26 protein-coding genes are annotated in these 22,462 nt (G+C 58.4%); 7 read left to right on the top strand and 19 right to left on the bottom strand.

Annotated elements, in window-relative coordinates; all coding sequences use genetic code 11:
- Nucleotides 1-7 precede the first annotated feature (7 nt).
- From flgH to ACR0AI_RS08545, 8 genes are read right to left on the bottom strand one after another with little or no spacing between them, the layout of a single operon-like run.
- Nucleotides 8-739, bottom strand: coding sequence for a flagellar basal body L-ring protein FlgH (gene flgH, locus ACR0AI_RS08580; protein ID WP_170470939.1), 732 nt, complete (start codon nucleotides 737-739; stop codon nucleotides 8-10).
- Nucleotides 739-1,155, bottom strand: coding sequence for a flagellar basal body P-ring formation chaperone FlgA (gene flgA / locus ACR0AI_RS08575; protein WP_480673188.1), 417 nt, complete (start codon nucleotides 1,153-1,155; stop codon nucleotides 739-741). The genes flgH and flgA overlap by 1 nt, the downstream gene beginning before the upstream one ends.
- Nucleotides 1,155-1,940, bottom strand: coding sequence for a flagellar basal-body rod protein FlgG (flgG, locus tag ACR0AI_RS08570; RefSeq protein WP_170470935.1), 786 nt, complete (start codon nucleotides 1,938-1,940; stop codon nucleotides 1,155-1,157). The genes flgA and flgG overlap by 1 nt, the downstream gene beginning before the upstream one ends.
- A gap of 15 nt (nucleotides 1,941-1,955) precedes the next feature.
- Complete coding sequence (locus tag ACR0AI_RS08565; RefSeq protein WP_480673186.1) at nucleotides 1,956-2,666, bottom strand: flagellar hook-basal body complex protein; 711 nt, start codon at nucleotides 2,664-2,666, stop codon at nucleotides 1,956-1,958.
- Nucleotides 2,666-2,938 (bottom strand): flagellar biosynthetic protein FliQ, encoded by a 273-nt coding sequence (locus ACR0AI_RS08560; RefSeq protein ID WP_170379938.1) that lies wholly within the window; start codon nucleotides 2,936-2,938, stop codon nucleotides 2,666-2,668. The genes ACR0AI_RS08565 and ACR0AI_RS08560 overlap by 1 nt, the downstream gene beginning before the upstream one ends.
- Before the next feature lie 3 nt (nucleotides 2,939-2,941).
- Complete coding sequence (gene fliE / locus ACR0AI_RS08555; RefSeq protein WP_170463000.1) at nucleotides 2,942-3,232, bottom strand: flagellar hook-basal body complex protein FliE; 291 nt, start codon at nucleotides 3,230-3,232, stop codon at nucleotides 2,942-2,944.
- Nucleotides 3,233-3,244: 12 nt separating this feature from the next.
- Nucleotides 3,245-3,631 (bottom strand): flagellar basal body rod protein FlgC, encoded by a 387-nt coding sequence (gene flgC, locus ACR0AI_RS08550; protein WP_170479807.1) that lies wholly within the window; start codon nucleotides 3,629-3,631, stop codon nucleotides 3,245-3,247.
- Between the two features lie 12 nt (nucleotides 3,632-3,643).
- Nucleotides 3,644-4,033 carry a FlgB family protein gene (locus ACR0AI_RS08545; RefSeq protein WP_480673355.1) on the bottom strand — a complete coding sequence of 130 codons (390 nt, stop codon included), beginning with the start codon at nucleotides 4,031-4,033 and terminating at the stop codon, nucleotides 3,644-3,646.
- 87 nt (nucleotides 4,034-4,120) lie between these two features.
- Between ACR0AI_RS08545 and ACR0AI_RS08540 the strand changes: the two genes are divergently transcribed.
- The 6 genes from ACR0AI_RS08540 to ACR0AI_RS08515 all read left to right on the top strand — a co-directional run bounded on the left by ACR0AI_RS08540 (nucleotide 4,121) and on the right by ACR0AI_RS08515 (nucleotide 11,352).
- Nucleotides 4,121-5,458: a FliI/YscN family ATPase gene (locus ACR0AI_RS08540; RefSeq protein WP_480673183.1), complete on the top strand. Its 1,338-nt coding sequence runs from the start codon at nucleotides 4,121-4,123 to the stop codon at nucleotides 5,456-5,458.
- Nucleotides 5,459-5,545: 87 nt separating this feature from the next.
- Complete coding sequence (locus ACR0AI_RS08535) at nucleotides 5,546-6,385, top strand: flagellar motor protein MotB (RefSeq protein WP_170689421.1); 840 nt, start codon at nucleotides 5,546-5,548, stop codon at nucleotides 6,383-6,385.
- A 91-nt stretch (nucleotides 6,386-6,476) separates the two neighbouring features.
- Entirely contained in the window at nucleotides 6,477-7,772 is a 1,296-nt protein-coding gene (locus ACR0AI_RS08530) for a flagellar hook protein FlgE (protein ID WP_480673181.1), read from the top strand.
- Nucleotides 7,773-7,799: 27 nt separating this feature from the next.
- The gene (gene flgK / locus ACR0AI_RS08525) at nucleotides 7,800-9,251 is read left to right on the top strand and encodes a flagellar hook-associated protein FlgK (RefSeq protein ID WP_480673179.1); all 1,452 of its coding nucleotides are present in this window, start codon (nucleotides 7,800-7,802) and stop codon (nucleotides 9,249-9,251) included.
- Between the two features lie 2 nt (nucleotides 9,252-9,253).
- A complete protein-coding gene (locus ACR0AI_RS08520; protein ID WP_480673177.1) occupies nucleotides 9,254-10,261 on the top strand; it encodes a flagellin in 1,008 nt (335 codons plus the stop codon).
- Complete coding sequence (locus tag ACR0AI_RS08515; RefSeq protein WP_170800443.1) at nucleotides 10,258-11,352, top strand: flagellar basal body P-ring protein FlgI; 1,095 nt, start codon at nucleotides 10,258-10,260, stop codon at nucleotides 11,350-11,352. Before ACR0AI_RS08520 ends, ACR0AI_RS08515 begins: the two co-directional genes overlap by 4 nt.
- Nucleotides 11,353-11,376: 24 nt before the next feature.
- Here the strand turns inward: ACR0AI_RS08515 and ACR0AI_RS08510 are convergent, their stop codons facing one another.
- The 10 genes from ACR0AI_RS08510 to ACR0AI_RS08465 all read right to left on the bottom strand — a co-directional run bounded on the left by ACR0AI_RS08510 (nucleotide 11,377) and on the right by ACR0AI_RS08465 (nucleotide 19,337).
- Nucleotides 11,377-12,021, bottom strand: coding sequence for a DUF1523 family protein (locus ACR0AI_RS08510; protein WP_480673174.1), 645 nt, complete (start codon nucleotides 12,019-12,021; stop codon nucleotides 11,377-11,379).
- A gap of 10 nt (nucleotides 12,022-12,031) precedes the next feature.
- Nucleotides 12,032-12,298: a hypothetical protein gene (locus tag ACR0AI_RS08505; RefSeq protein WP_480673172.1), complete on the bottom strand. Its 267-nt coding sequence runs from the start codon at nucleotides 12,296-12,298 to the stop codon at nucleotides 12,032-12,034.
- A 1-nt stretch (nucleotide 12,299) separates the two neighbouring features.
- A complete protein-coding gene (locus ACR0AI_RS08500; RefSeq protein WP_480673170.1) occupies nucleotides 12,300-13,637 on the bottom strand; it encodes a DUF6638 family protein in 1,338 nt (445 codons plus the stop codon).
- Nucleotides 13,634-14,398 (bottom strand): hypothetical protein, encoded by a 765-nt coding sequence (locus ACR0AI_RS08495; RefSeq protein WP_480701293.1) that lies wholly within the window; start codon nucleotides 14,396-14,398, stop codon nucleotides 13,634-13,636. Before ACR0AI_RS08495 ends, ACR0AI_RS08500 begins: the two co-directional genes overlap by 4 nt.
- On the bottom strand, nucleotides 14,395-14,532 hold the full coding sequence (locus ACR0AI_RS08490; RefSeq protein ID WP_480673166.1) for a hypothetical protein: 138 nt from the start codon (nucleotides 14,530-14,532) through the stop codon (nucleotides 14,395-14,397). The genes ACR0AI_RS08495 and ACR0AI_RS08490 overlap by 4 nt, the downstream gene beginning before the upstream one ends.
- A gap of 5 nt (nucleotides 14,533-14,537) precedes the next feature.
- Nucleotides 14,538-14,828 (bottom strand): hypothetical protein, encoded by a 291-nt coding sequence (locus ACR0AI_RS08485; RefSeq protein WP_480673164.1) that lies wholly within the window; start codon nucleotides 14,826-14,828, stop codon nucleotides 14,538-14,540.
- Nucleotides 14,828-16,759, bottom strand: a complete 1,932-nt coding sequence (locus ACR0AI_RS08480) for an AAA family ATPase (protein WP_480673162.1) — start codon at nucleotides 16,757-16,759, stop codon at nucleotides 14,828-14,830. The genes ACR0AI_RS08485 and ACR0AI_RS08480 overlap by 1 nt, the downstream gene beginning before the upstream one ends.
- A 57-nt stretch (nucleotides 16,760-16,816) precedes the next feature.
- Nucleotides 16,817-17,938 carry a hypothetical protein gene (locus ACR0AI_RS08475; protein ID WP_480673160.1) on the bottom strand — a complete coding sequence of 374 codons (1,122 nt, stop codon included), beginning with the start codon at nucleotides 17,936-17,938 and terminating at the stop codon, nucleotides 16,817-16,819.
- On the bottom strand, nucleotides 17,938-18,162 hold the full coding sequence (locus ACR0AI_RS08470; protein WP_480701291.1) for a hypothetical protein: 225 nt from the start codon (nucleotides 18,160-18,162) through the stop codon (nucleotides 17,938-17,940). Before ACR0AI_RS08470 ends, ACR0AI_RS08475 begins: the two co-directional genes overlap by 1 nt.
- A 92-nt stretch (nucleotides 18,163-18,254) precedes the next feature.
- The gene (locus tag ACR0AI_RS08465) at nucleotides 18,255-19,337 is read right to left on the bottom strand and encodes a hypothetical protein (protein ID WP_480673157.1); all 1,083 of its coding nucleotides are present in this window, start codon (nucleotides 19,335-19,337) and stop codon (nucleotides 18,255-18,257) included.
- Between the two features lie 261 nt (nucleotides 19,338-19,598).
- Here ACR0AI_RS08465 and ACR0AI_RS08460 point away from each other — a divergent pair, with 261 nt between their 5' ends.
- Nucleotides 19,599-21,074, top strand: coding sequence for an NAD-dependent succinate-semialdehyde dehydrogenase (locus tag ACR0AI_RS08460; protein WP_480673155.1), 1,476 nt, complete (start codon nucleotides 19,599-19,601; stop codon nucleotides 21,072-21,074).
- A gap of 415 nt (nucleotides 21,075-21,489) precedes the next feature.
- On the opposite strand, the gene ACR0AI_RS08455 is transcribed toward ACR0AI_RS08460, so the two are convergent.
- On the bottom strand, nucleotides 21,490-21,912 hold the full coding sequence (locus tag ACR0AI_RS08455) for a CAP domain-containing protein (protein WP_480673153.1): 423 nt from the start codon (nucleotides 21,910-21,912) through the stop codon (nucleotides 21,490-21,492).
- Nucleotides 21,913-22,462 lie beyond the last annotated feature (550 nt).

Genomic DNA, 22,462 nt, shown 5'->3' with positions numbered 1-22,462 from the left:
GAGCCCCTTAGAACGGCAAAACGGTATCGAGGATCTGCTGGCCGTAGCGCGGCTGTTGCACATCCGTGATCTGCCCGCGACCACCATAGGACACACGTGCCGAAGCAATCTTGTCATAGGTGATCTCATTCTTGCGCGAGATATCCTGCGGGCGCACATAACCCGCCACCAGCAGCTCTCGCAGCTCGAAGTTCACGCGCAGCTCTTGCGCGCCCGAGATCGACAGAACTCCGTTCGGCAGCACATCGATCACCGTCGCGGCCACGCGAAGGGTCAGTTTCTCATTCCGTCGCACCGAACCGCGGCCAGAGCTTGAGGCCTCGGACTCGATCCCAACGGCCTCGTCGAACGAGGCCCCTTCGGGCAGTTTATCCTGTGCCCTTTGTGGCAATCCGAACAGGTGCGGCACCGACAGATTTTCAGATCCTGACCGCGACCTGTTGGTGTTGTTGGAAATCTCAGCCTCTTCATCCAGCTCAATCACGACGGTCAGGATATCGCCTTTCTTGATGGCCCTCTGGTCACCAAGCAGAGACTGCTGCCCCCCACTCCAAAGCGACGACCGATCCACCGTTCGCTGCGGTTGAGTATGCAAGGGCAGGCCCGGCCACAGCATCGCCACCTGTTCCGGCGAATCCTCGGTCGGGGTGAAGCTGGGCGGTTTGCCCAGGTGATCCAGTCGCCCGCAGGCCGAAATCGTAAGTACCGCAAGAAGAAGGGGTTTTGACAATCCAGACATCATTTTACCTCGATTTGACCATCAGACCGGATACGGCCCGTAACTGTTGTCCGCGAGGACAGGTTCATTACTCGAATTCGGTCCCCCACCGCGCCCCGGCCCAGCGCGCGGCCTTCGGTGGTGATCGACAGCGGCTGGCTGCTGAACACCAGAACGACCAGATCATTGCGATCCACAAGCGCGGGCGGACCGACATCCGCCGCACGAATGGGGCGGCCGGGATAGAGTGCGACGCGGGCCTCCTGCCCGATCAGTGCATTCGGATCGGTCACAGCCCCCGGCAGGTCGCGGGGCTTTGTCTCAAGATCTGCGGGCGAGATGATCTCCTTCGCGCGGATCGTCCTGATCGGTACCACAATCTCGGCAAGGGCCCCAACCGGCGCCATCAGGGTCAGGCCAAGCATCAACACACGCATCAGCGCACCTGCGTCGTTGCGCTCATCATCTGATCGACGGCGGTGATGACCTTGGCGTTCATTTCATAGCCCCGCTGGGCCTCGATCAGTTCGGTCACCTCGCGCACGGCATCGACCGAGCTGTCCTCAAGATATCCCTGCCGCAATGTGCCCAAGCCGTCCTCACCGGGGACGCCCTGCACCGGCGCGCCAGAGGCCTCCGTCTCTTTGAAGAGATTGCTGCCAATGGCCTCCAGACCCTTGGCGTTCGAGAAACTTGTCAAGGTGAACTCGCCCAATCTTTGGCCTTCGGGCGCATCGTCGAAATAGGCGTAGACCTCGCCCGACGCGTTGATCGAAATGGACCGCGCATCGTCGGGGATTGTGATCTCGGGTGAGACGGCGAACCCGTCCGATGTCACAATCAGCCCTTCGGCCGAGCGTTTCAGACTGCCATCGCGCGTAAAGGCGGCCTGACCGTTTGGCAGCGTCACCTCAAGATAGCCGCGTCCTTCGATGGCCACGTCCAGATCATTCCCCGTCGCCGACACGGCCCCTTGTGCCAGCTGCACCGTCACAGCGGCAGGGCGCACGCCCAGACCCAGCTGAATACCCGTTGGCAGCACCGTCCCGTCTGAGGCATTGACCGCGCCGGCCCGCGCCATCTGTTGGTAGTGCAGGTCCGCGAACTCGGCCCGGCGCGCGTTGTATCCGGTGGTATTCATATTCGCGAGGTTGTTCGAGATCGTCTCGACACGCATTTGCTGCGCGGTCATACCTGTCGCTGCGATTTTCAATGCCCGCATGGGATGTCTCCTTTCTTAGCGCATCAGCGCCTTGAGCGCGCCGCGTACCCGTTCATGTTCGGTTTCGAGAAAGCTCTGACCCAATTCGTAGGAGCGCTGGATTTCGATCAGCCGGGTCACCTGAGCGATGGCGTTGACATTCGACCCTTCGAGAAAACGGTGCAGGACAACAGGCTCATCAACGGGTTCAATATTGCCCGTGGTACTGAACCGCGTATTGCCCTCACGCACCAGATCCTTGAGTTCTTCGACGCGGTAGACCCCGATCTGACCCAGCAACTGCCCTTCGACACTGAGCGTGCCGTCGCTGCCTACATCAATCGAGGCCGCATCGGGCGGAATGAAAACCGGCGAGCCATTGCTGTCCAACACCCGCGCGCCATCCGGGGCGACCAAATCGCCCTCGGCATTGGGAGAGAAGCTGCCCGCGCGGGTCAGGCGGTTGCCTTCCGGTTTTTCCACCATAAAGAAGCCATCGCCTTCGATGGCAAAGTCGAACTGCCCTCCGGTTTCGGTCAAGACCCCTTGCTGGTGGGAGGTATTGCGCGCCTCGGCCCGGCTCATGGACAGGGACGGATTACCCGGCATGTCGCGGACAAATTCCGAGAACACCAGCCCCTGCGCGCGGTAGCCGGTGGTGTTAGCGTTGGCGATATTATTCGCCACCAGCCGCATTTCATTCATCAGCCCGGATTGGCGGGACAAGGTGACATAGGCGGTATCCATCAGCGACCTCCTGCGATCAGCGGAACCAGGGTTCCCGTGAAAAACGTGACAAGTGTCTGGGTCATGAACCCCATCGAAATCCAGAACACGACGACGATGGCGATCAGCTTGGGCACGAAGGTCAGCGTCATCTCCTGCACCGAGGTGAGAGCCTGAAACAGACCCACGATCAGGCCCGAGATCAGCGCCACCGTCAGGATCGGGACCGAGGTGATCACCGCGACCCAAAGCGCCTGACGGACGATGTCGTAGAAAAGACCTTCGCTCAGCATGGCTCAGACCGGCATTCTCAGGATTTCCTGATAGGCCTCGACCACCTTGTTGCGGACGATCACGGCGGTTTCGACCGCAAGTTCAGTCTGGGCCAGAGCCTGCACCAGCGCATGCGGGTCGGCCTGCCCGGTCATCGCGGCCTGCGACATCTGCTCGCTCTGCTTGAGGGTTGTGGCAAAGTCCTGAAACGTTGAACGCAGGCCTTGTGCCATGCCTTCATGGTCAGGATTGGCCTGCGTTGCAGGTCGGGCCACAGTGTAGTTCTGTGCGGCGGTCAGGGATCGGATATCCATTCTGGTTCTCCTTTATTTTCTAAGCAATTCCATAAGGGACGAGGACATCTGCCGCGTCTGATCGAACATCTTGAGGTTGGCTTCGTAGCTGCGCTGGGCCTCACGTGCGTCGGCGATCTCGATCATCAGATCGACATTCGAGCCGAGGTAGTGCCCGCTTTCATCCGCGAGCGGATGACTCGGGTCGTGAATGCGCGACAGGTCGCGGCGATCCAGCTGCACGCGGCCCGCCTGCACCATCGCCTTGCCGTCCTGCTGGACGGTCTCAAACGGTACGGTTTTACGCCGGTATCCGGGCGTATCCGCGTTCGAAATATTCTCGGACACGTGCCGCAAACGGGCAGCCTGCGCGCGCAACGCACTGGCCGAGGCGGATAGGGAATGGGAAAAATCGCTCATTTCAAACGCTCCTTACCCACGGCCCAGACTGGTGCGCAGAATGCCAATGGACGAGCGATAGATCGCCAGAGCGCGGTCATGCTGGCGCTTGACCTCAATCGCTTTGAGCATCTCGCCTTCCAACGACACGCCATTGCCATTGGGATCGCCGTGCGGTTCAGCCTCAAACTCGGCCCATGTCTGCCCGGCTGGGCTGCTGCCGTTCAGATGACCCTGCCGGGTGGCGGTCATTTCGGTCTTGGCCGAGGTGTTTTCGAATGCGGTTTTAAAGGCCTCGATATCGCGGGGCTGGTAGCCCGGTGTATCAGCGTTGGCCATGTTGCGCGCAATGACAGCCTGCCGTTGTCCGGCATGGGTTGCCATTGCGTACGCTGTCTTAAAGACGTTCAGGTCAGAGAACATCGGGGCTTCTCCCTCGATCAATTTCAATCAAGGCTTAACCCCGATTCCTTTAGAAACCGTTTTCAGAACCCAGTTGGAGAACCCACAATGTCAGATCTCGATCCGATGCTTCTGAAATACGAATTCGACAGGCTGTCTGCGGTGCGCCATGTGGGCCTTGTGTCCGGCGTGGCGCATGGGGTGATCGAGGTCAGCGGCCTGACCGAACACGCGCGAATCGGTGACCTGCTGACGCTCCACCGCCGCGCGGGTCCCGATCTTGAGGGCGAAGTTCTGCATGTGGGGGCCGAGCATATCCACATGATTCCCGGCTCTGCGCCCGATGGCGTCAGCCTTGGCAACCGGGTGAGCCGGAAGGCCTCACCCGAGTTTGCGCCGGGGATGCATTGGTTGGGTCGGGTCATTGACCCGTTTGGCCGGGCGCTGGACGGGAAACCGCTGCTGCCGGGGGCGCAGGCGCGGGACATTGTGCAACCTCCTCCGCCCGCTGTTGAGCGCAAACCGCTGGGTGAGCGGATAGCAACGGGTCTGTCTGTACTAAACACCATCCTGCCGATCGTGCAGGGCCAGCGCGTGGGTCTATTCGCTGGCTCGGGTGTGGGGAAATCGACGCTGCTGGCGACTCTGGCCCGGTCGATGCAGGCGGATGCGGTTGTGGTGGCTCTGGTCGGGGAACGCGGGCGCGAAGTGAATGAATTCGTGGCCCATGCGCTGGGGCCCGAGGCGATGAAACGCGCGGTTGTGGTGGCGGCGACCTCGGATCAGTCCGCTCTAGCCCGTCGCCGCTGCGCGTGGTCAGCGATGTCGGTGGCCGAGTATCTGCGAGATCAGGGCCTCAACGTGTTGTTCCTGGCCGATTCGGTCACGCGTTTTGCCGAGGCGCATCGTGAAATCGCCGTGGCGATGGGGGAATCCCCCTCGCTTCGCGGGTTCCCTCCGTCGGTGACCCCTTTGATCGCCAATCTGTGTGAGCGCGCCGGTCCGGGCACACAGGCGCAGGGCGACATCACTGCCGTTTTCAGCGTTCTGGTCGCTGGCTCCGATATGGACGAACCCGTTGCGGATATCTTGCGTGGCGTTCTGGACGGCCATATCGTCCTGAGCCGCGACATCGCTGAGCGCGGGCGATTCCCCGCGATTGACCTCAGCCGCTCTGTGTCGCGCAGCCTGCCTGCCGCCGCGACTGAGGCCCAGAACCAGATGATCTCGGAAGCCCGCAAACTGGTAGGCAGCTACGAGCAGTCCGAGGTGATGATCCGGGCCGGGCTCTATGCCGAGGGTACGGATCCGCTGCTGGATCAGGCCGTGCGTGTTCATGATGAGCTGGACAGCTTCTTCGGCAAAACCGATCCGGAGGGTATTGAGAACAGCTTCAACCGGTTGTCCCTGATCCTGCGCAGGGCATCTGCGGGTTTGCCGCGATGAGGCGAAATCCCAAGCATTTTAAGTGTTAAGCCGCCCTTAAGACCTGCACTGCTACGCCTGTAAGTGGGTGATAAAAAGGTGGTGGAGATGGGTGCGCAAACCAATGCGGCGCCAATCATCATCAAGAAGAAGCGTGTATCAGGTGGCGATGGCCATCACGGTGGCGCGTGGAAGGTCGCATATGCGGACTTCGTCACGGCCATGATGGCTTTCTTCATGTTGATGTGGCTGCTAAATGCAACGACCGAAAAACAACGCAAAGGGCTGGCGGATTACTTCTCGCCAACGATTCCGGTGAACCCGGTCTCAGGTGGGGGCGATGGGGCCTTTGGCGGCAACAACATGTTTTCCGAGAAAACGATGGTGATGGACGGATCGGGTGCAAGCGCCCGTTTCCCGACCGATGCCCGGAAGGCGCGCGGCTCCACCGGGGTGGATGCCGACGGCGCAGGCAAAGGAACGACCGAGGAGTTCTCGACGCTCGAGGCGCAGCTATTGGGGCGCACGGGTGAGAGTATGGTGTCGGACAAAGTGCTGAAGCACATCGTCACGCGAGTCACCGACGAAGGGCTGGTGGTCGAACTGTTCGACACCGAGGATCAGCCTCTGTTCGAATCGGGAACAGACAAGCCGACCACGATGATGCGCGCGCTTGCCCTATTGGTGGCCCGATCATCGGATCTGGTGCGCAATGACGTCGCCGTCGAAGGGCATGTCAGCGCGTCTCCGGTGGTTCTGGCCGACAACCCGGCTTGGGATCTGTCCACCGCGCGGGCGCAGGTTGTCCGGCAGCTTCTTGAGGATAGAGGGTTTTCAGAACAGAGGCTTGACCGGGTGACCGGGCACGCGGACCGAGAGTTGTCGAACAGCAATCCCATGGCCGTGCGCAACAACCGGATCGAGGTGATCTTTCTGCGAAATCGCTAAAGGATAGGTGGCATTTTACCTGTTAGCGCGCTGTTAAGGCCCAGCGCGTTACCTGTTGCATCAACGATTGACGCAACAGAAGGGCGTGCCAATGACCATTTCCTCTTCGCTGAATGCCGGTGTGGCGGCGTTGAAGGCCAATGCCAACAGGCTGGCTACGATTTCAGACAACATCGCCAACTCCTCAACCTACGGCTACAAGCGGGTGGAGACGGATTTTCACTCCATGGTCACCTCGGGCCAGGGGGGCAGCTATTCCGCCGGTGGTGTGCGCACTACGAGCCAGCGACTGATTGATCAACGCGGCTCGCTGGTCACAACGAACAACTCGACCGATTTGGCGGTGCGCGGGCGGGGCATGCTGCCGGTGCGGCCAAGCTCGCAGATTGCGGGTGGCTCGAATGAGATGCTGCTGACCACCACCGGGTCGTTTCGCACCAATGATCAGGGCTATCTGGTCACCGAATCGGGTCTGGTGCTTCTGGGATGGCGCGCGAACCCGGATGGCTCGATCCCTGCTGTGCCACGGGATACGCCCGCGGCGCTTGAGCCCATTCAGCTGAGTGTAAACCAGCTGTCCGGTGCTCCGACAACACAGATGAACCTTCGCATGAACCTGCCCGCGACCGCCACAGATGCGGGCGCGCCGGGTGATACGCAGCCTCTGTCCGTTGAATATTTCGACAACCTGGGCAAATCCGAGAGCGTCGATATCGAGCTGGTACCAACCGTTCCGGCAACAGGGTCCGGCAATGAATGGACCATGATCATGCGCGATTCAGCGTCAGGCGGGGCGGTGATCGGCGAATACACTCTGACCTTCACCGACAGCCGGACCGCTGGCGGTACGCTTGCCACGGTCACTCCTGTTTCGGGCGGCGCGTATGATCCGCCAACCGGCAGCGTAGTGGTGAACGTCGCGGGCGGACCAATGGAGATCAATATAGGTCAGATCGGCGATGCGGATGGGATCACGCAGCTTTCGGACACCTTCGCTCCCGTCTCGATCACGCGCGACGGGTCAGCGGTGGGAACGATGACCAGCGTTCAGGTCGATGAAAACGGATATGTCTATGCCTTCTACGACACTGGCGTCAGCCGCCGCATGTTCCAGATCCCTCTGGCAGATGTCCCAAACCCCAACGGCCTGACCGCGCTGGATAGCCAGACCTACGCACCCTCGCGTGAAAGTGGCACGTTCTTCCTGTGGAATGCGGGCGAGGGCCCCACGGGTGACCTCGTATCCTTCGCGCGCGAGGAATCCACCACGGATGTCGCGACCGAGCTGACCTCGATGATCAAGACCCAGCGCGCCTATTCCTCAAGCGCCAAGGTGATCCAGACCGTCGATGAGATGCTGCAGGAAACCACCAATATCAAACGCTGATTTTGACCCTCGGAAAGGACCCGTCGGATGAACCTGTCGACAGCTTTGAACAACGCCATGACCGGCCTGACCGCCACCAGCCGGGGTGCGTCGGTCGTTTCCGGAAATATCGCCAACGCCCTGACACCCGGTTATGCGAAACGCTCATTGGAGCTGACCACCAGCCTGATTTCAGGCAATGGCGTCCGCACCGCAGGCATCATTCGGCATCAGGACCCGGTTCTAACGGCCAATCGCCGCGCCACTGACGCCGATCTGTCGCACCAATCCGCTTTGGCCGACTTTCACACTCAGCTTGAAAGGGTCGTGGGCACGCCCGAGGACGCGGCATCTCTCTCCAATCGTCTGGCCGAGTTCGAAAGCAGCCTGATCACCGCCGCCAGCCTGCCTGACTCGGTCGAGCGTTTGGACCAAGTGGCCCGTAGTGGCAGCGATCTGGCCGCTAGTCTGAACCGGGCATCCGAAGGATTGCGCCAGTTGCGTTCGGACGCGGACCGGACGATCGGGTCGCAGATCGCCAGCCTGAACCAGACCCTCAAGGACATCGAGGATCTGAACGCTAGAATCCCTGCGATCCGGAACTCGGGCGGTGACATCAATGCCTTTCTGGATCAGCGGCGGGTTCTGATCGACCAGGTCAATGAGCTGATTCCGGTCAATGTCGTCCCGCGCGACAATGACCGTGTTTCTCTCTACTCTGATGGCGGGCTGATCCTGCTTGAGGGCAAAGCGGCTGAGTTTTCCTTCACCACAACAGGCGACACTCAGCCCCATATGACTGTTGGAAACGGCCTGCTATCGGGGCTGGAGATGAACGGAAACCCGGTCCGGACCAGCGGTGATACCGCGCAGATCCGCGGCGGGGCCCTGGCGGCCCAGTTTGAAATCCGCGACCAGCTTGCGCCCGAGGTGCAAACCCAACTCGACACGGTTGCGCGTGATTTAGTGGAGCGGTTTGAAACACCCGGGCTGGATCCAACGGCCTTGGCCACCGATCCGGGTTTGTTCACGGACGGCGGAAACCGTCTGGATTTGACGATGCTGACCGGGATTGCCTCTCGCATCAGCCTCAACACGGTCGTCGACCCGGATTCCGGTGGCGACAGCTGGAGGCTGCGTGCAGGTCTCGGCGCTGCTGCCCCGAACGACCCCGGAGATTCGACCCAGCTGCAGGCCTTCAGCGCCGTTCTGGTTGAATCCCGCCCGGTCGCCGGGGCGATCTTTGGCACCGGCAACATGCGCGCCTCAGAGATCGCCGAGGCTATGATGTCGCGCGTTGGCGCAGATGCCCATGTCGCCGAACAACGCAAAACATTCGCCACCGGTGCCCAGAAGCAGATGCAGCAGCTAGAGGCGGAGCAGGGCGTTGATACCGATCAGGAACTGCAACAGTTGATGCAGATCGAACAGGCCTACGCGGCCAATGCGCGTCTCATCTCGGTCGTGGATGAGCTGATGGACACTCTATTGAGGCTATAAACATGACGCTGACATCCATAGGTGATCTTGCCCGAGGTCTGACCTTGCAGACCCGGTCCACCCAGATCAAGCAACAGATTGAAACGCTTTCGTATGAAATGTCGACCGGCAAGGTGCAGGACGTCTCAGGCCATCTGGGCGGCGACTATTCGCATCTCCTCGATTTGGACCGCAGCCTGACGCGATTGGATGCGTTTGGCACCGCCACGTCCGAGGCCAAGCTGTTCTCGGACGCCATGCAGCAAAGCCTCGGCGTGTTCAGTGACTCAACTGGCGAGATGACGGCAACGTTGCTGGCCTTTGGAACGGCAAACCACGCTGTGACGCATGAACAAGCCTCGGTCCAAGCCCGGAATGAGCTGGACACGATGATGTCAGCGCTGAACACCCGGATTGGCGGTCGCAGCCTGTTTTCCGGCACTGCGACGGATGTCTCGCCGCTGCCCTCGGCCGAGACCTTGCTGACCGCGCTTGAGGCTGAGTTGACGGGCTTGGTGACTGTGACCGACATTCGCAACGCAGCCGAGGCTTGGTTCAACGACCCCGCAGGTTTCGACGCAGTGATATACCAAGGGTCGAACGCCGCACTGCCGTCCATGCAGATTGCCGAGAATGAACGTATTACTCTCGATATCACGGCGACGGACCCTGCGCTGAAGGCGGCGCTCAGGGATGTTGCTATCGCCGCGCTTGTTGCCGACGATGCTTTGGCAGTGCCAAACGATCAGCGCACCGGGCTGTTCAAGCAGTTGGGCGTTGCCCTGGCAAATGCGCAGGATGACACGGTCATTTTGCGGGCCGAGGTCGGTGCAGCCGAAGCGCGCGTCGAACAGGCGACAACCCGCAACGCCGCCGCGCGCACCAGTCTGGAATACACTCGCAACGCCCTGATCAAGGCCGATCCCTATGAAACGGCCACCAAGCTTCAGGCCGTGCAGTTCCAATTGGAAAGCCTCTATTCCGTCACCGTTCGCAATGCGAACCTATCACTGGTGAACTTCCTGAGATGAGGGTTCTTGTTTTTCTTTTGGCTCTGATGCCCTGCCTTGCTTTCGCCGGCGCAATCCGTCTGAAAGATCTGGTTGATTTCGACGGGGTTCGCGGCAACGACCTGGTCGGCTACGGCCTTGTCGTAGGCCTGAATGGAACCGGCGACGGGTTGCGGAATTCCCCCTTCACCGAAGAGATCATGTCCAACATCCTCGAACGGCTGGGCGTGAATGTGAATGGCGAGGATTTTCGCCCCAAGAACGTGGCCGCCGTCCTTGTGACGGCCAGCCTCCCCCCGTTTTCGCGGGTCGGAGGGCAAATCGACGTCACTGTCTCGGCCATCGGGGATTCGAGCAGCCTTTTGGGCGGCACGCTGATCATGACCCCTTTGAACGCGGCGGACGGGCAAATCTATGCCGTGGCCCAAGGCACAGTTCTGGCAGGCGGCGCATCGGCTGAGGGTGAGGCCGCGACCGTCGTTCGGGGCGTTCCGACCTCGGGCGTAATCCCATCCGGCGCGCGGGTCGAGCGCGAGATCGACTTTGATTTGTCTACCCTGACCCAAATGCGTTTAGCCCTGCGTGAGCCTGATTTTACGACAGCGGGGCGGATCGAAACGGCCATCAACCGCGAATTCAACCGCGCCGTGGCCATTATGCGCGATTCCGGAACTGTTGAGCTGAACATCGCGGCAACTCAGTCCGTGTCGACAGCGCACGCAATCGGTCGGATCGAAAATATTCTGGTTGAGCCTGAAACCAAGGCCCGTGTTGTGGTGGATCAGCGCTCGGGCACGATTGTCATGGGGCAAGAGGTTCGGATCTCTCGGGTCGCGGTGTCGCAAGGCAACCTGACCCTGACGGTGGAAGAGGCTCCGATTGCCGTACAACCCAACCCGTTCGCTGACGGAGAGACCGTCGTGGTGCCTAGAACCTTCGCCGGCATCGAAGAAGAGGAAGGCACCGGTCTGGCCGAAATCTCAGAAGCCACCACCCTATCTGAGGTCGTGGCAGGGCTGAATGCCCTGGGGGTTTCGCCGCGCGACATGATCGACATTTTGAAAACGATCAAAGCCGCGGGCGCCCTGCATGCCGAATTCATCGTACGATAGAGGCCCCCTTCACGGGCCGGGCCTCTATTTTGATTTCCAACTATCCAGCCAACGGCGGAACCGACTGCGCCGTTCATCTATGGCGTCGCCTGCGGCATAGATCCCATCTTCCATCGACTCGAGCATCGGGTCGATCCGCGCCTGACGGAACCGGCGCCAGCGCACCCAAAGCGCCCAGACAATGGCAGCAAAGACAGTCAGGAAGGCAATGTTGAACCATGGGATGATCCGCGCGTCTGGACCTTCGACCGGATTGATAAAGACGGCGTTGGGAAAGATCGACATGAACTCATTGCGCCAGCCATAGTGGGTTACAACAACCCAGTCGGGATTGTTCTTGTCCGAAATCGCGTCATTGGCCTCGGTGTACAGGTTGGCGGTGTCGAACTTGAAATAGAACGGCCAGCCCCAGCCGGTATCCTCATTTCGGTAGACGATGGGCTTCCCGTTAGCACGGACGGCCTGGATAAACTGCACGTCGCGGTTCGACAGGCTGGCGGATTGATCTTCGGGCTCGGACCAGAAAATACGGGTCCAGTCGTTCAGGTCTTGCCGTTCTTCATAGGTGTTGACGATGCGCACGACATCATGCTGCGGGAGCGAATATTGCAGGATCACAGCGACGGTGCCCCAGAAGATGATGATGAACGCCCATTTCACATAGGCCATGCCGTAACCCTCACATATAATTCACGATGTAGATCAATGCGCCGATTGCCACCCAAGGGACAATATACACCGCCAGGATCAGTTTGCGCCGGAACGAATTGTCATAGACGTGCAGCCCGCGTTCCACAAAGGCTTCTTTATTTCCCTGTTTGCCCTTCTTATCCCACCACGTCTCAAGCTTGCGACGGCGAACGCCGCGCGAATAGAACGACAGCGCGAAATAGGCAATTGTCTGCAGAACCAGCAGGACCAGAAACAGGCGCATCGCTCCGAACATATCAACTCCTCCCGACGGCGCCCCAAGGTCCGACCCGCGCGATGATTGTATCGCTGACACGATCTTCTCCGCTCATGTCCGGTTCATGACCGAACAGAGCCGCACGAGCACCGGATTTATCCACTTGATACTCGCGGGCCAGAAACTCGGCAACATAGGCCTTCTTGGCCTCGGGCCATGTGGCGTAGGTTTTGTAGAACAGCTCTTTGTGACAGATGAACATCTGGCGTGGGTCCAGCGGAGCCAGTTCGGACAGCAACATATTCACCAAATCGCGGTATGGCGTATCCGCGGCGCGCAACGTGTAGAAATACGCCGGATGGTCCGAGGTGATCCGCGGCCAAGGCCCCCCATCCGTCGCCCAGCGCAAGAGTTTGGCGAGACCGTGATATGCCTCGGGCAAGCGATCCGAGTGGTTTCGCGCCAAACGCCTCATATCGCGGCGATCCAGCCCCATCAGATCAACATCAGCATCTGCGGCGGCGGCAACGGTCAGAAAATCCATCTTTTGCTGAAGGATCGCCGCCGCATCCACGCCGCGCGCCTTCACGATGGGTTCCACCAGATCGTTATAGTCGAGGAATTTAGCAATCTGGTTCCGTTGAGACGGGTCAAACGTATATTTGATTTTCAGATCATCAGGCTTTTCGCCGATGCAAATCGCCGCCGGGTGATCCATGTCCGGGAACAGGTACAGCCCGCCGAAATGTGCCGTCCAGAAGTTGCGCTGCTCAAACGCCGTGTGGCGGAGGTGGACCGGGTTGCGGGTGACGTCGCCGGTTTCTTTCGCCGTTTCGATCATCTGGGCGATCAGGACATCATCGAACCACGCATCCTCTTCGGTCTTGAACTTTTCGACCATGCCCGCCAGCTGCTCGGCTTTGCGCAGGGTGCCGCCTGCTGTATCGGCCTCAATCTCGATCTTGCGCAGGTTTAGAAGATCATTGGGCGTGGTGAGTTTGAAGACCGAGTTCACCAGTTCACCGGCCACCGCATCTGTGGCGGTCAGGGCGAACAATTGCGCCTCGTTCATCTCGATAAACTCACGCAGAATATCGCGCGAGGTCGAGAATTTGACGTTCAGCAAAGGCGCGCGTTTCTGCTCGGTCGTCAGCAGGATGAACTGCCGGTTAACCCCATTGGGGTTGAGGTAGAGCGGGTCGTCCAGCTCAATCCCCACCTCCGGCGAATAGCCCGAGATATCGACATGGAAATCCGTCAGAGCCGTGGTCTTGCCCGCCAGATGCTGAAACGCGCGGTTATACCGCTCGACCAGAGCCGGGCTGGAGATGTGGACGAGGTTGCCGAACATCAGGCCTTTTTCGATGAGACGGATCATTCGTCGATCCGAACAAATACTGGAATCACCGCGTCACTATCCGCTGCGATGAACTCAGGTTCTACGAAGTAACTTGTCTCTTTCGCCACTATTCCTACTTTGCTCAGTACGAAACCAATCAATTCCGATTGTAGTTCCATGATCAGAAAAACGACTTGTGAAGACCACTCTATCCAACTTTTCGCAAGCTCGTCTGGATCTTCGAATTTCTTGTCCGCATCAGAAAATCGTCGCAGTCGCTCCACGAACATCAACCGTTCTCCCAAAACGCTGTACGAGTTGCAGTCCAGAGAATTTAGGTAAACTGACGCATCCGCGTTTTCAGGCAGACTTTTGATATTCTTTTTAGCCAAATCGAAATCATAGTGAAAACTCACATCGTTTCTAATATTTAGATTCTTCGCTCGGCCATCGGAGCTTTTTAACTCATTAATATTTCTCCCTTTTTTCTGAATTAGCGCAAAAATCTCAGAATCTGTCGATTTAGCTTTCTTACTCACTTGTCTGAGGAACTCATGAGCCTCAAAAGCCTTAGAAGTTAAAGTTCTAAGAACCACATTGTATTGCAGATCAGCTGCAAATTTAACTGGGCCAATGTCGTCTACCTGCTGCTCAGTGAGCCTCAGAAATCGCGCGAAAACGTTTAGTTCAATGCAAATGAAGGATAGCATACCAAGTACGGCCATCTCTTCCTTGGTCATCCAACTAAGATCAGACTTCGTTAGTTTGAACTCATTAAAGCGGATTGGACTATCGCTCACCCCTTCCCCTCCAGATGTAGCCGATTGGCCTCTTCTATCCGACGCATTTCACGGGCGTTCTCAATAGCGACCTTGTCGCTCTTGTTGGCGGACCGGAATTCACTATCCAGTTGGGTTTTCGTCTGTTGCGTCACTTATCTCATCCCACCCTCTTGAAACGCCAAACAACCACAACCGCCAGCACCAACAACGGCAATGCAAACGCCCGCGCTGTGATCTGCAGGTTGAACCCGATGTAAGACACCACGCTACCCTCAAACAGGATCAGGGACTCTTCCCATGAGGTGCCCTCGAAGCCGCTGCTCGCGTTCACGCCGAACTGGGTCAAGAACAGCACCGCTACAGCAGCCAGAAATCCGATCACTCCCCAACGCAGAGGTAGGATCAGACCCAATACAAGCGCAAAGCCAGAAATCGCGTAGACGAGCATTATCCCTTCCCCTCCAGGTACCGCCGCTTGGCCTCTTCCATACGGCTCATTTCGCGCACCGCGTTTTCGATGGCGACCTCATCGCTCTTGTCGGCATAACGGAATTCGCTGTCGGCGTAGCGGTTGATCTCCTGCATCACCATCTCGACCGTAATCGGCTGGCGCAGGTCCTCGATCATCGCCTTCTTGGTGTCGTAGTCGCGGAACAGGAACAGGTCTGGGTTTTCCATCCACTCGTCGGGCAGTTCGAAATCCATAGCGCGGACCTTGACCGCGTCGGTGATGTTCTTGATCGCGCGGCCGGTAAAGCGCTCATCCGCCTGTTGGATCGCCTTGAGGTAGGTGCCCAGCTTGGCGATCGTGTCCATCTGGCCGATCTCGTCGGAGACTCGGTCATAGACCTGCAGCAAAGCGTCCTCATGCGGTCGGGAATGGCTTTCGAAACTGGCGGCGACGGCCTTTTTGATCTCTTGCGCGGCATAGGCTTCGTGTTCGCCCAGCGGGATATCGTGGTTGCGGCCCATCAGCAGGTGCAGGATGTCGATGTAATCCTCGCGCGTTTGCGGCCCGTCCACCAGGAACCGGGCGCCCGCCCGCTGGCGCAGGGCGTCGTCCACATTCTCGGGGTAGTTCGAGAACATGCCAAACGTGCAGTTGCCGCGCACGACGGTGTTGGCGCCGGCAAAGCTCTCCATCAAAACGGCAGTGATTTCCAACTGCCCGGCCGAGGACTGCCGGTCGCTGCGTTTGCCCGCCAGCTGGTCAATGTCGTCGATTGTGCCGAAGCCAATGACTGAGGGGTCGATGATCGTGTTGATGAACGCCTTGGCGTTCTGGCCGGATTTACCCTGATAGCTGTCGATATTGTCGGTGCTCAGGTTCTGATAGCGAAACGGATAGCCCGCGTTCTGGCAATAGTCGTTGATCAGACCGGCCATCATCTGGATCAGAGTGGTTTTGCCGGTGCCCGGTTTGCCGTCACCCATGAAGGTAAAGATGAACCCGCCGAGTTCCGCGAACGGGTTCAGACGTCGGTCGAAGTCATAGGCCATCAGCATCTTGGCCAACTTCATCGCCTGATACTTGGCGATATGGTTGCCCACGACCTCATTCGGTTTCTTGAACGTCATGGTCAGGGTGGTGGATTTCGCCTTAGAGGCCGGTTCGAACCCCCGGATCGTCAGATCGTCGGCCTCGATATGCCAGGCCGCATTCTGGAACGGGGCCAGATGGCCTGCGGACTGGGCGCGCAGGGCGACCTTGTCCATCAGCTGCTCGGCATAGGCGCTGGTGGCGGCGATCAGGTGCGCGTCGTCCAGGGCGTGTTTGGTCAGCACCTGATCCAGCTCCCATAAGGCACCGTGCAGGGCAAGCTGGCCATTGTCGGTCAGAACCTCTTCGATCTCGCCCAGATCAACTGTGGTTTCGCCCAAATGGGACGACATCAGATAAGCAAACGCATTGCCGAATGTGTGCGATGTGATCAGCGCCTCAGCCGTCAGCAACTCCGAAAACTCGGTCTTACGCGCAACAGGCAGATCCCCCGCCAGATTGGCACGCTTCAAATCTGCCAACGGAGTCTGTTCTGCATATGCCTCGGCAACGGCCAGAGCGATGGCAATCGCGCGCCGAATGGCCTGCTGGGTGGTCGCCTGTGGCGGAGACACGAGCGTATCACCATCATCCGACGCCTCGATCCGCTCAACCAGATGCACCCCATCCGTCCGCGCGGTGCGGCGTGTCACCAAACCGGGCGTGGTCGATCGAAACCGCCGCCCCGTCGACACGCCCGAGGACCGCTCGACCGCCATATCAACGGGTTTCGCAATCCGCGGCGCGTGTTCGAACCCGTTCAAAAGGGCCGTCGCCGCCGGGTAATGCTTGCGAATATCGTCTTCCCGCAATTCCATCTGATCTGACGTCAAACTCATCTCAAAAACCGCCCATTCTTCTTCTGTTCAAAAATACCTCCGCCGGAGGCAAAAATTCTAATAGCGCAACACCTGCCCCGATTTGCTGACCACGAATTTGCGCACATCGGCAAAGCCCGGCGGGTCGCGCTCGGCCAGTACCTGAAACGGACGCTGAGGCAGAATGATCGAACGCTGGGTGCGCGTCGCCCCGGTCTCAGCCCCTTGCCCGCCAAACGGGTCCAGCGCAAACACCTCACGCTCGACGGTCGAGAACCACCCGGCGCGTTCCTCGATCACCTCTTCGCTTTCCAGCTCCTCAGTCGTCCAGGCCAGCGCCCAATCCTGACCCTCCGGTGCCTGCGCGTCCTCTAGCACTTGCCGCAAGGGGCCGGATTGTTCCGTGAAGGCTGAGGAATACATCGGCCCCACATGAATGCGGCGCAGATGTTTGGGATGCAGGTCGTCGAAATCCTGATCAAAGCCCTTGGCGATGGTCACCAGTTTCAACCCGCCTAAGGATTGCGCCATCAGATGTGCCTGCACCTCGGGCCAGCGGCGTTGGTCTTTGGGCAGGGCAGTCTTGCCGCTATCCTCCAACTGCATCAGGTAGATGACCGGCAGATTGATCTGGCTGTCATAAACCGCCCAATGGATCATGAACTTGCGCCGTTCACCCTCATTCCCGATCCAGTGGCATTCGGGATCGTTGCGCGCCCAGAACAGCTCTCCTTTCAGCAATTCCTCATAATAGAGCCGTTGGGACAGCGCGAATTGCAGTTTGGTCGGGATTTCCTGATCGCCAATAATGGTGCGGACCATGTCGGTTTTCAGATCATCGGCTGAGGGCATATTCGCCAGATGCACCTGAGCCTGCTGCGCGTCATTGGCCATGGTCAGCAACTCGGCCGCCACCGGAAACCCACTGTCGCGCTTGTCCATGGCGAGGCTGCCAAAGAACCGCCCCGTATCGCGCCCGACTAGCAGATATTTCATGCTGAGCGCGCGGAAGGTGTAGAGCAACCCCGAGAGGTAGCGCGACACAATCCGCACCTCTTGCTTGCTGATAGCGCCCTCAGCCTCCATCGTCGCGGCCACGCGCAGGAGGTGGACGGTGATCACCTCGAATTTGCGAAAATAGCGGCGCGAGGCGAAGGTGTCAGTCAGGCCGACATGGTCTTGGGTGGGGTTAGTCTCCATTAGTCTCCACCGTCTCCGTCCCCATCCGCGTCTCCTGAGTGATACCCATCAGTGTCATTGTGGAACGCGATTTCGGCCGAAACCGGGTCTTCCTTTTTGTAAATTAGATAGACCAAGTGCCCGATCCCTGCGAACACTGCGATCCCAATAGCCGGAGCCCAAAGGGACTCCGTGATCCAGTAGAAGATTACGCCAAGGCCGATAGCGAACCAGCGCAGGATCATCGCATTCTCTACCCATGCGGGAAGCTGAATGTCCCTGCGCGTAAGACCCGATGTATAACGGTTATTGGTGTGTTTAGTCACAACGGTGACCCTCAAGAACCCCCATACAAATTCTTATCATGCTTCTCGACAATCGAGGCAAAGCGACGGGCAAAGCGTTCATCCGCCTTGGCCTTTTTCTCCAGCACGTCGCGGGCAAAGACCATGTGGTCCTCATGCGCCTCAAGCATGTCGGCCATTTTCTGGTTGGTCGCGGTGCCGATGGCGGCCATGGCGGTTTGCGCCTCTTGGTCGGTCTGCACGCCGATCTCGTTGATGCGGTGGGCCACGTCCTGCTGCTGCGCGGTTTTCAGCGATTTGGTCAGGGCGTCATACAGCACAACGCGCTGTTGCGTGTCTGTCTGCAGCTTGTTGATCAGCACCATCTGCGTCGCCGCCTGGTTTTGCAGCGAGTCGACCCAGGTCTTGCCCTTTTCAATATAACGCTCCAGCGTTTGCGATTTGGCCAGCTTGACCTGTTCCTCCTGAACCTTGGCGTTGTATTGCTTGTTCAGCTCGGCCAGCTCGGTTTCCAGCTGAGTACGCGCGGCGGCGTCCTGTTCGACGCTGATCTTGTTTTCCAGGGTGATGATCGTCGGGTCCATGCCCTGAATCTCAGCCCGCAGCGCCTCGAGCTCCGCAACGGTCGCTTCCCGGTCGTCCAGCGTGACGGTCAAGTTGTCCTCGACCTTGACCCGCTGTTCTTCCAGCACGGACAGTTGCCCCTCCAGCAGTTTGACGATCACGTCGGATTTGGCGATCAGGTCCTGCAGCTTGTCGTCGATATTGGCCGTGCGCATCCGTTCCTGTCGCATCGACTCGGATTTGCCTTTCGAGAAGATGCCAACAAACGACTCCCACCCGGTTTTCGAGCGCATCTCGTCGAAATCCTTGGAAAACGCGCTGGTGACATCGTCCAGCCCCATGATCAGCTCGGCGATGTTGGCGTTCATCACTTCGGTATGAGCATGCACGTCCTCAAGCGTGGCATTTTCGATGTCGATATCCGCCTCGGCCGTACCGATTTTGGCGCGTGCGGCCTCGATCCGTGAAGTCAGGCCTTCGATCTGCGATTGCGACTCACGCACTTTGGACTGAGTCTCTTTGATCAATGCCTCAAATTGCTGGTTCGACATCTATGCTATCCCTTTTTCTTTATATTTCTAAATAGATAGGTAATGTAACACCCATTTACATCCCCTATCGCTCGGAAATTTCGAAAACTGTCGCAAACTCCCAAGAGAAATGAAAGCCATATGGCACGGACAGGGGGCTAAAGTCCCTGCGCGGTGGAAAAGGGGCACAACTGGGTTCATCGCCGCGCGACAATGGACATAGACAAAGCGCATGACACCTGCTTGGGTGCGCGCAACGCAAATATTGCCGGAGGCTGACCCATGCTGGACGCAACGACCGATCTGAAATCCCTGCTCAAGAATCCCGACCTTCTGGTGACCAAAGCCTATATTGGCGGCCAATGGGTTGATGGTGATAACGGCACGTTCGAAGTGACCAACCCCGCGCGCGGGGACGTGATTGCCGAAGTTGCCGATGTCAGCCGCGCGCAAGTCGCAGGCGCCATCGCGCAGGCCGAAGCCGCGCAGAAGGAATGGGCCAAGCTGACCGGCAAGGAGCGCGCCGCCATCCTGCGCCGCTGGTTCGACCTGATGATGGAAAACGCCGAGGATCTGGGCAAGATCCTGACCGCCGAACAAGGCAAACCGCTGGCCGAGGCCGTTGGCGAAATCGGCTATGGCGCCTCCTTCATCGAGTTCTTCGGGGAAGAAGCCAAGCGGGTCTATGGCGAGACCATTCCCGGCCATCAGCGCGACAAGCGGATCATGGTGATGAAACAGCCGATCGGCGTGGCGGCTTCGATCACGCCTTGGAACTTCCCCAACGCGATGATCACTCGCAAGGCGGGCCCGGCACTGGCCGCTGGCTGCGCATTTGTCGCGCGCCCGGCGACAGAGACCCCTCTGTCAGCCCTGGTTCTGGCGCTGCTAGCAGAACGGGCGGGCGTGCCTGCGGGTGTCTTCAACGTCGTGCCGTCGACTCAGGCCAGCGAGACCGGCAAGGAGTTCTGCGAGAACCCCGGCGTGCGCAAGCTGACCTTTACCGGCTCGACCGAAGTGGGCCGCATCCTGCTACGCCAGGCGGCCGATCAGGTCATGAAATGCTCGATGGAGCTGGGCGGCAACGCGCCCTTCATCGTGTTCGACGATGCCGATCTGGATGCAGCGGTCGAAGGCGCGATGCTGTGCAAGTTCCGCAACAACGGTCAGACCTGTGTCTGCGCCAATCGCATTTACGTGCAGGCCGGCGTCTACGACGCCTTTGCCGCCAAGCTGAAAGCCGCAGTTGAAGCGCTCGAAGTTGGCGACGGACTGAGTGCTGGCACAACCACCGGCCCCCTGATCAACGACGACGCGGTGGCCAAAGTCGAAGAGCATATCAAGGATGTCACAGACAAAGGCGGCGCGGTTCTCACCGGCGGCTTGCCTCATGATCTGGGCGGCACCTTCTTCCAACCCACGATCGTGACCGGCGTGACTCAGGACATGATGGTAGCACAGGACGAAACCTTTGGCCCACTGGCGCCCTTGTTCGAGTTCGAGGACGAAGATGATGTCATTGCCATGGCCAATGATACGATCTTCGGCCTGGCATCGTATTTCTATGCCAAGGACCTGAGCCGCGTCTACAAAGTGGCCGAGGCGTTGGAGTACGGCATCGTCGGCGTGAACACCGGCATTATCTCGACCGAGTTGGGCCCATTCGGCGGCGTCAAGCAATCCGGCCTTGGCCGTGAAGGCAGCCATCACGGCATGGAAGACTATATGGAAATGAAATACGTCTGCCTGTCGGTCTGAACTGGAAGACTGCCCCCTCTCATCGCGTTGAGGGGGGGGCACTTATTTGACAGGGCCATCCTCGCCTGAAATCTCCTCATTCCCCAAAACAGAGCGAAGATGCTAGAATGTGGGGGCCGTCACTAATGCACGTATCTCAACGCTTCGCGCACCCCGGGTTTTTCCCCTCGGCCGGGTTGAATGTTGGGAAATTGTTGGTGCCGCTGACGGGCATCTAATTCATGCTTCAGTGTGTTTAATTGCGCGCCATGATGTCAAAAATACATATTTTTTCAATGAGTTATATGTTCCGCTATATTCCATGTATAGATTGTAGGCAACGGGTCCAAAAAATGAAAGCAGAGAAACGTCTCAGTGGTTTTTACCCTTTGGCCTCGAAGATGTGACAATGAGAACACCTGCAGTAGGTGAGGGGCTATCGGCACGGGGCAGCCAATACCATCACCCACGTTTGGTCCGCCGCTTCATAAAGCGCGAATACCTTAGCCTTGCGTGACAGCATATTGGCTCGATGCCCCCGCGACTGCGCCCAAGCTGAAATCACGGCATCTAAGTCATGATGACCCTGGGCGATATTTTCAGCCACAAAGCACCATTTATAACCTTCCCTGTTTACCCGTTCGCCCACGTCTGACCCGTTTGATCCGGTATGCGAAAAGAATTCCTTCCTCACCATGTCTTCAGCATGGGACTTGGCGGCTTTCTCCAATTTTAGACTGTAGCTGAGCGTTGGGCGACCTTTGCTTTTGCGGAACTCGTTCAGTTCGTTCGTTGCCAATGCGTTTGCCGCGAGAGCCGTAGGGGTTAAAAACGCCAAGACTTTCAATAGGCGTAGCATCTTATGCCTGCCCGGTTCGGTCTAAATTGTTCAGTTCGGGGTTTTTGAAAATCTTAGGGCGCACAATCAGGTCTCTTTAAGCCAAGGAACTAGTACCAGAGATTCAATACGGGCAGAAATTAGCTATCTTGGCGGAAGGTACGACGCGCCGAACTCGTACCCCCTCATTCACAATCGCAAACCCCATTCAAGACGCGCCGTACTTACCCGCTATCGAATCTGAATGTTTGAATTGTGACAGTTTGATGAAAGAAAGGCGGGAAGTTCGTTTACGTAACGGAAGGCGCTTCATTCCTATCGCTGTTTGTGTGAGGGCTTCGTTGGGTGACACACCGAACCAATTAACCCCCTCAAATCCAGTCGGAAAAACCAGAACGTTCTAAAATACAAGCATGCCACCCACAATCACAGGATCGCATTGTGGCTAAATTGTGTCCACGATTCATTGTGAAACTTTCCGTTTCGGACCTGGAAACAAATCGTTTCACCATAAAACTGGGCAATACGGGGTTTCCCCAATTTTAACCAAACAGCTTTAGTGTCAAAGTAG

It is taken from the genome of Ruegeria sp. BG3 (genome assembly GCF_056538485.1).
The sequence above is the reverse complement of the archived record's forward strand: the minus strand, read 5'-3'. Positions and strand labels throughout refer to the sequence as shown.

What these genes read in the sequence shown, in the direction of transcription:
- flgH (WP_170470939.1), bottom strand. Translation starts at nt 739, where the DNA reads ATGTCTGGATTGTCAAAACCCCTTCTTCTTGCGGTACTTACGATTTCG.
- flgA (WP_480673188.1), bottom strand. Translation starts at nt 1,155, where the DNA reads ATGCGTGTGTTGATGCTTGGCCTGACCCTGATGGCGCCGGTTGGGGCC.
- flgG (WP_170470935.1), bottom strand. Translation starts at nt 1,940, where the DNA reads ATGCGGGCATTGAAAATCGCAGCGACAGGTATGACCGCGCAGCAAATG.
- ACR0AI_RS08565 (WP_480673186.1), bottom strand. Translation starts at nt 2,666, where the DNA reads ATGGATACCGCCTATGTCACCTTGTCCCGCCAATCCGGGCTGATGAAT.
- ACR0AI_RS08560 (WP_170379938.1), bottom strand. Translation starts at nt 2,938, where the DNA reads ATGCTGAGCGAAGGTCTTTTCTACGACATCGTCCGTCAGGCGCTTTGG.
- fliE (WP_170463000.1), bottom strand. Translation starts at nt 3,232, where the DNA reads ATGGATATCCGATCCCTGACCGCCGCACAGAACTACACTGTGGCCCGA.
- flgC (WP_170479807.1), bottom strand. Translation starts at nt 3,631, where the DNA reads ATGAGCGATTTTTCCCATTCCCTATCCGCCTCGGCCAGTGCGTTGCGC.
- ACR0AI_RS08545 (WP_480673355.1), bottom strand. Translation starts at nt 4,033, where the DNA reads ATGTTCTCTGACCTGAACGTCTTTAAGACAGCGTACGCAATGGCAACC.
- ACR0AI_RS08540 (WP_480673183.1), top strand. Translation starts at nt 4,121, where the DNA reads ATGTCAGATCTCGATCCGATGCTTCTGAAATACGAATTCGACAGGCTG.
- ACR0AI_RS08535 (WP_170689421.1), top strand. Translation starts at nt 5,546, where the DNA reads ATGGGTGCGCAAACCAATGCGGCGCCAATCATCATCAAGAAGAAGCGT.
- ACR0AI_RS08530 (WP_480673181.1), top strand. Translation starts at nt 6,477, where the DNA reads ATGACCATTTCCTCTTCGCTGAATGCCGGTGTGGCGGCGTTGAAGGCC.
- flgK (WP_480673179.1), top strand. Translation starts at nt 7,800, where the DNA reads ATGAACCTGTCGACAGCTTTGAACAACGCCATGACCGGCCTGACCGCC.
- ACR0AI_RS08520 (WP_480673177.1), top strand. Translation starts at nt 9,254, where the DNA reads ATGACGCTGACATCCATAGGTGATCTTGCCCGAGGTCTGACCTTGCAG.
- ACR0AI_RS08515 (WP_170800443.1), top strand. Translation starts at nt 10,258, where the DNA reads ATGAGGGTTCTTGTTTTTCTTTTGGCTCTGATGCCCTGCCTTGCTTTC.
- ACR0AI_RS08510 (WP_480673174.1), bottom strand. Translation starts at nt 12,021, where the DNA reads ATGGCCTATGTGAAATGGGCGTTCATCATCATCTTCTGGGGCACCGTC.
- ACR0AI_RS08505 (WP_480673172.1), bottom strand. Translation starts at nt 12,298, where the DNA reads ATGTTCGGAGCGATGCGCCTGTTTCTGGTCCTGCTGGTTCTGCAGACA.
- ACR0AI_RS08500 (WP_480673170.1), bottom strand. Translation starts at nt 13,637, where the DNA reads ATGATCCGTCTCATCGAAAAAGGCCTGATGTTCGGCAACCTCGTCCAC.
- ACR0AI_RS08485 (WP_480673164.1), bottom strand. Translation starts at nt 14,828, where the DNA reads ATGCTCGTCTACGCGATTTCTGGCTTTGCGCTTGTATTGGGTCTGATC.
- ACR0AI_RS08480 (WP_480673162.1), bottom strand. Translation starts at nt 16,759, where the DNA reads ATGAGTTTGACGTCAGATCAGATGGAATTGCGGGAAGACGATATTCGC.
- ACR0AI_RS08475 (WP_480673160.1), bottom strand. Translation starts at nt 17,938, where the DNA reads ATGGAGACTAACCCCACCCAAGACCATGTCGGCCTGACTGACACCTTC.
- ACR0AI_RS08470 (WP_480701291.1), bottom strand. Translation starts at nt 18,162, where the DNA reads ATGATCCTGCGCTGGTTCGCTATCGGCCTTGGCGTAATCTTCTACTGG.
- ACR0AI_RS08465 (WP_480673157.1), bottom strand. Translation starts at nt 19,337, where the DNA reads ATGTCGAACCAGCAATTTGAGGCATTGATCAAAGAGACTCAGTCCAAA.
- ACR0AI_RS08460 (WP_480673155.1), top strand. Translation starts at nt 19,599, where the DNA reads ATGCTGGACGCAACGACCGATCTGAAATCCCTGCTCAAGAATCCCGAC.
- ACR0AI_RS08455 (WP_480673153.1), bottom strand. Translation starts at nt 21,912, where the DNA reads ATGCTACGCCTATTGAAAGTCTTGGCGTTTTTAACCCCTACGGCTCTC.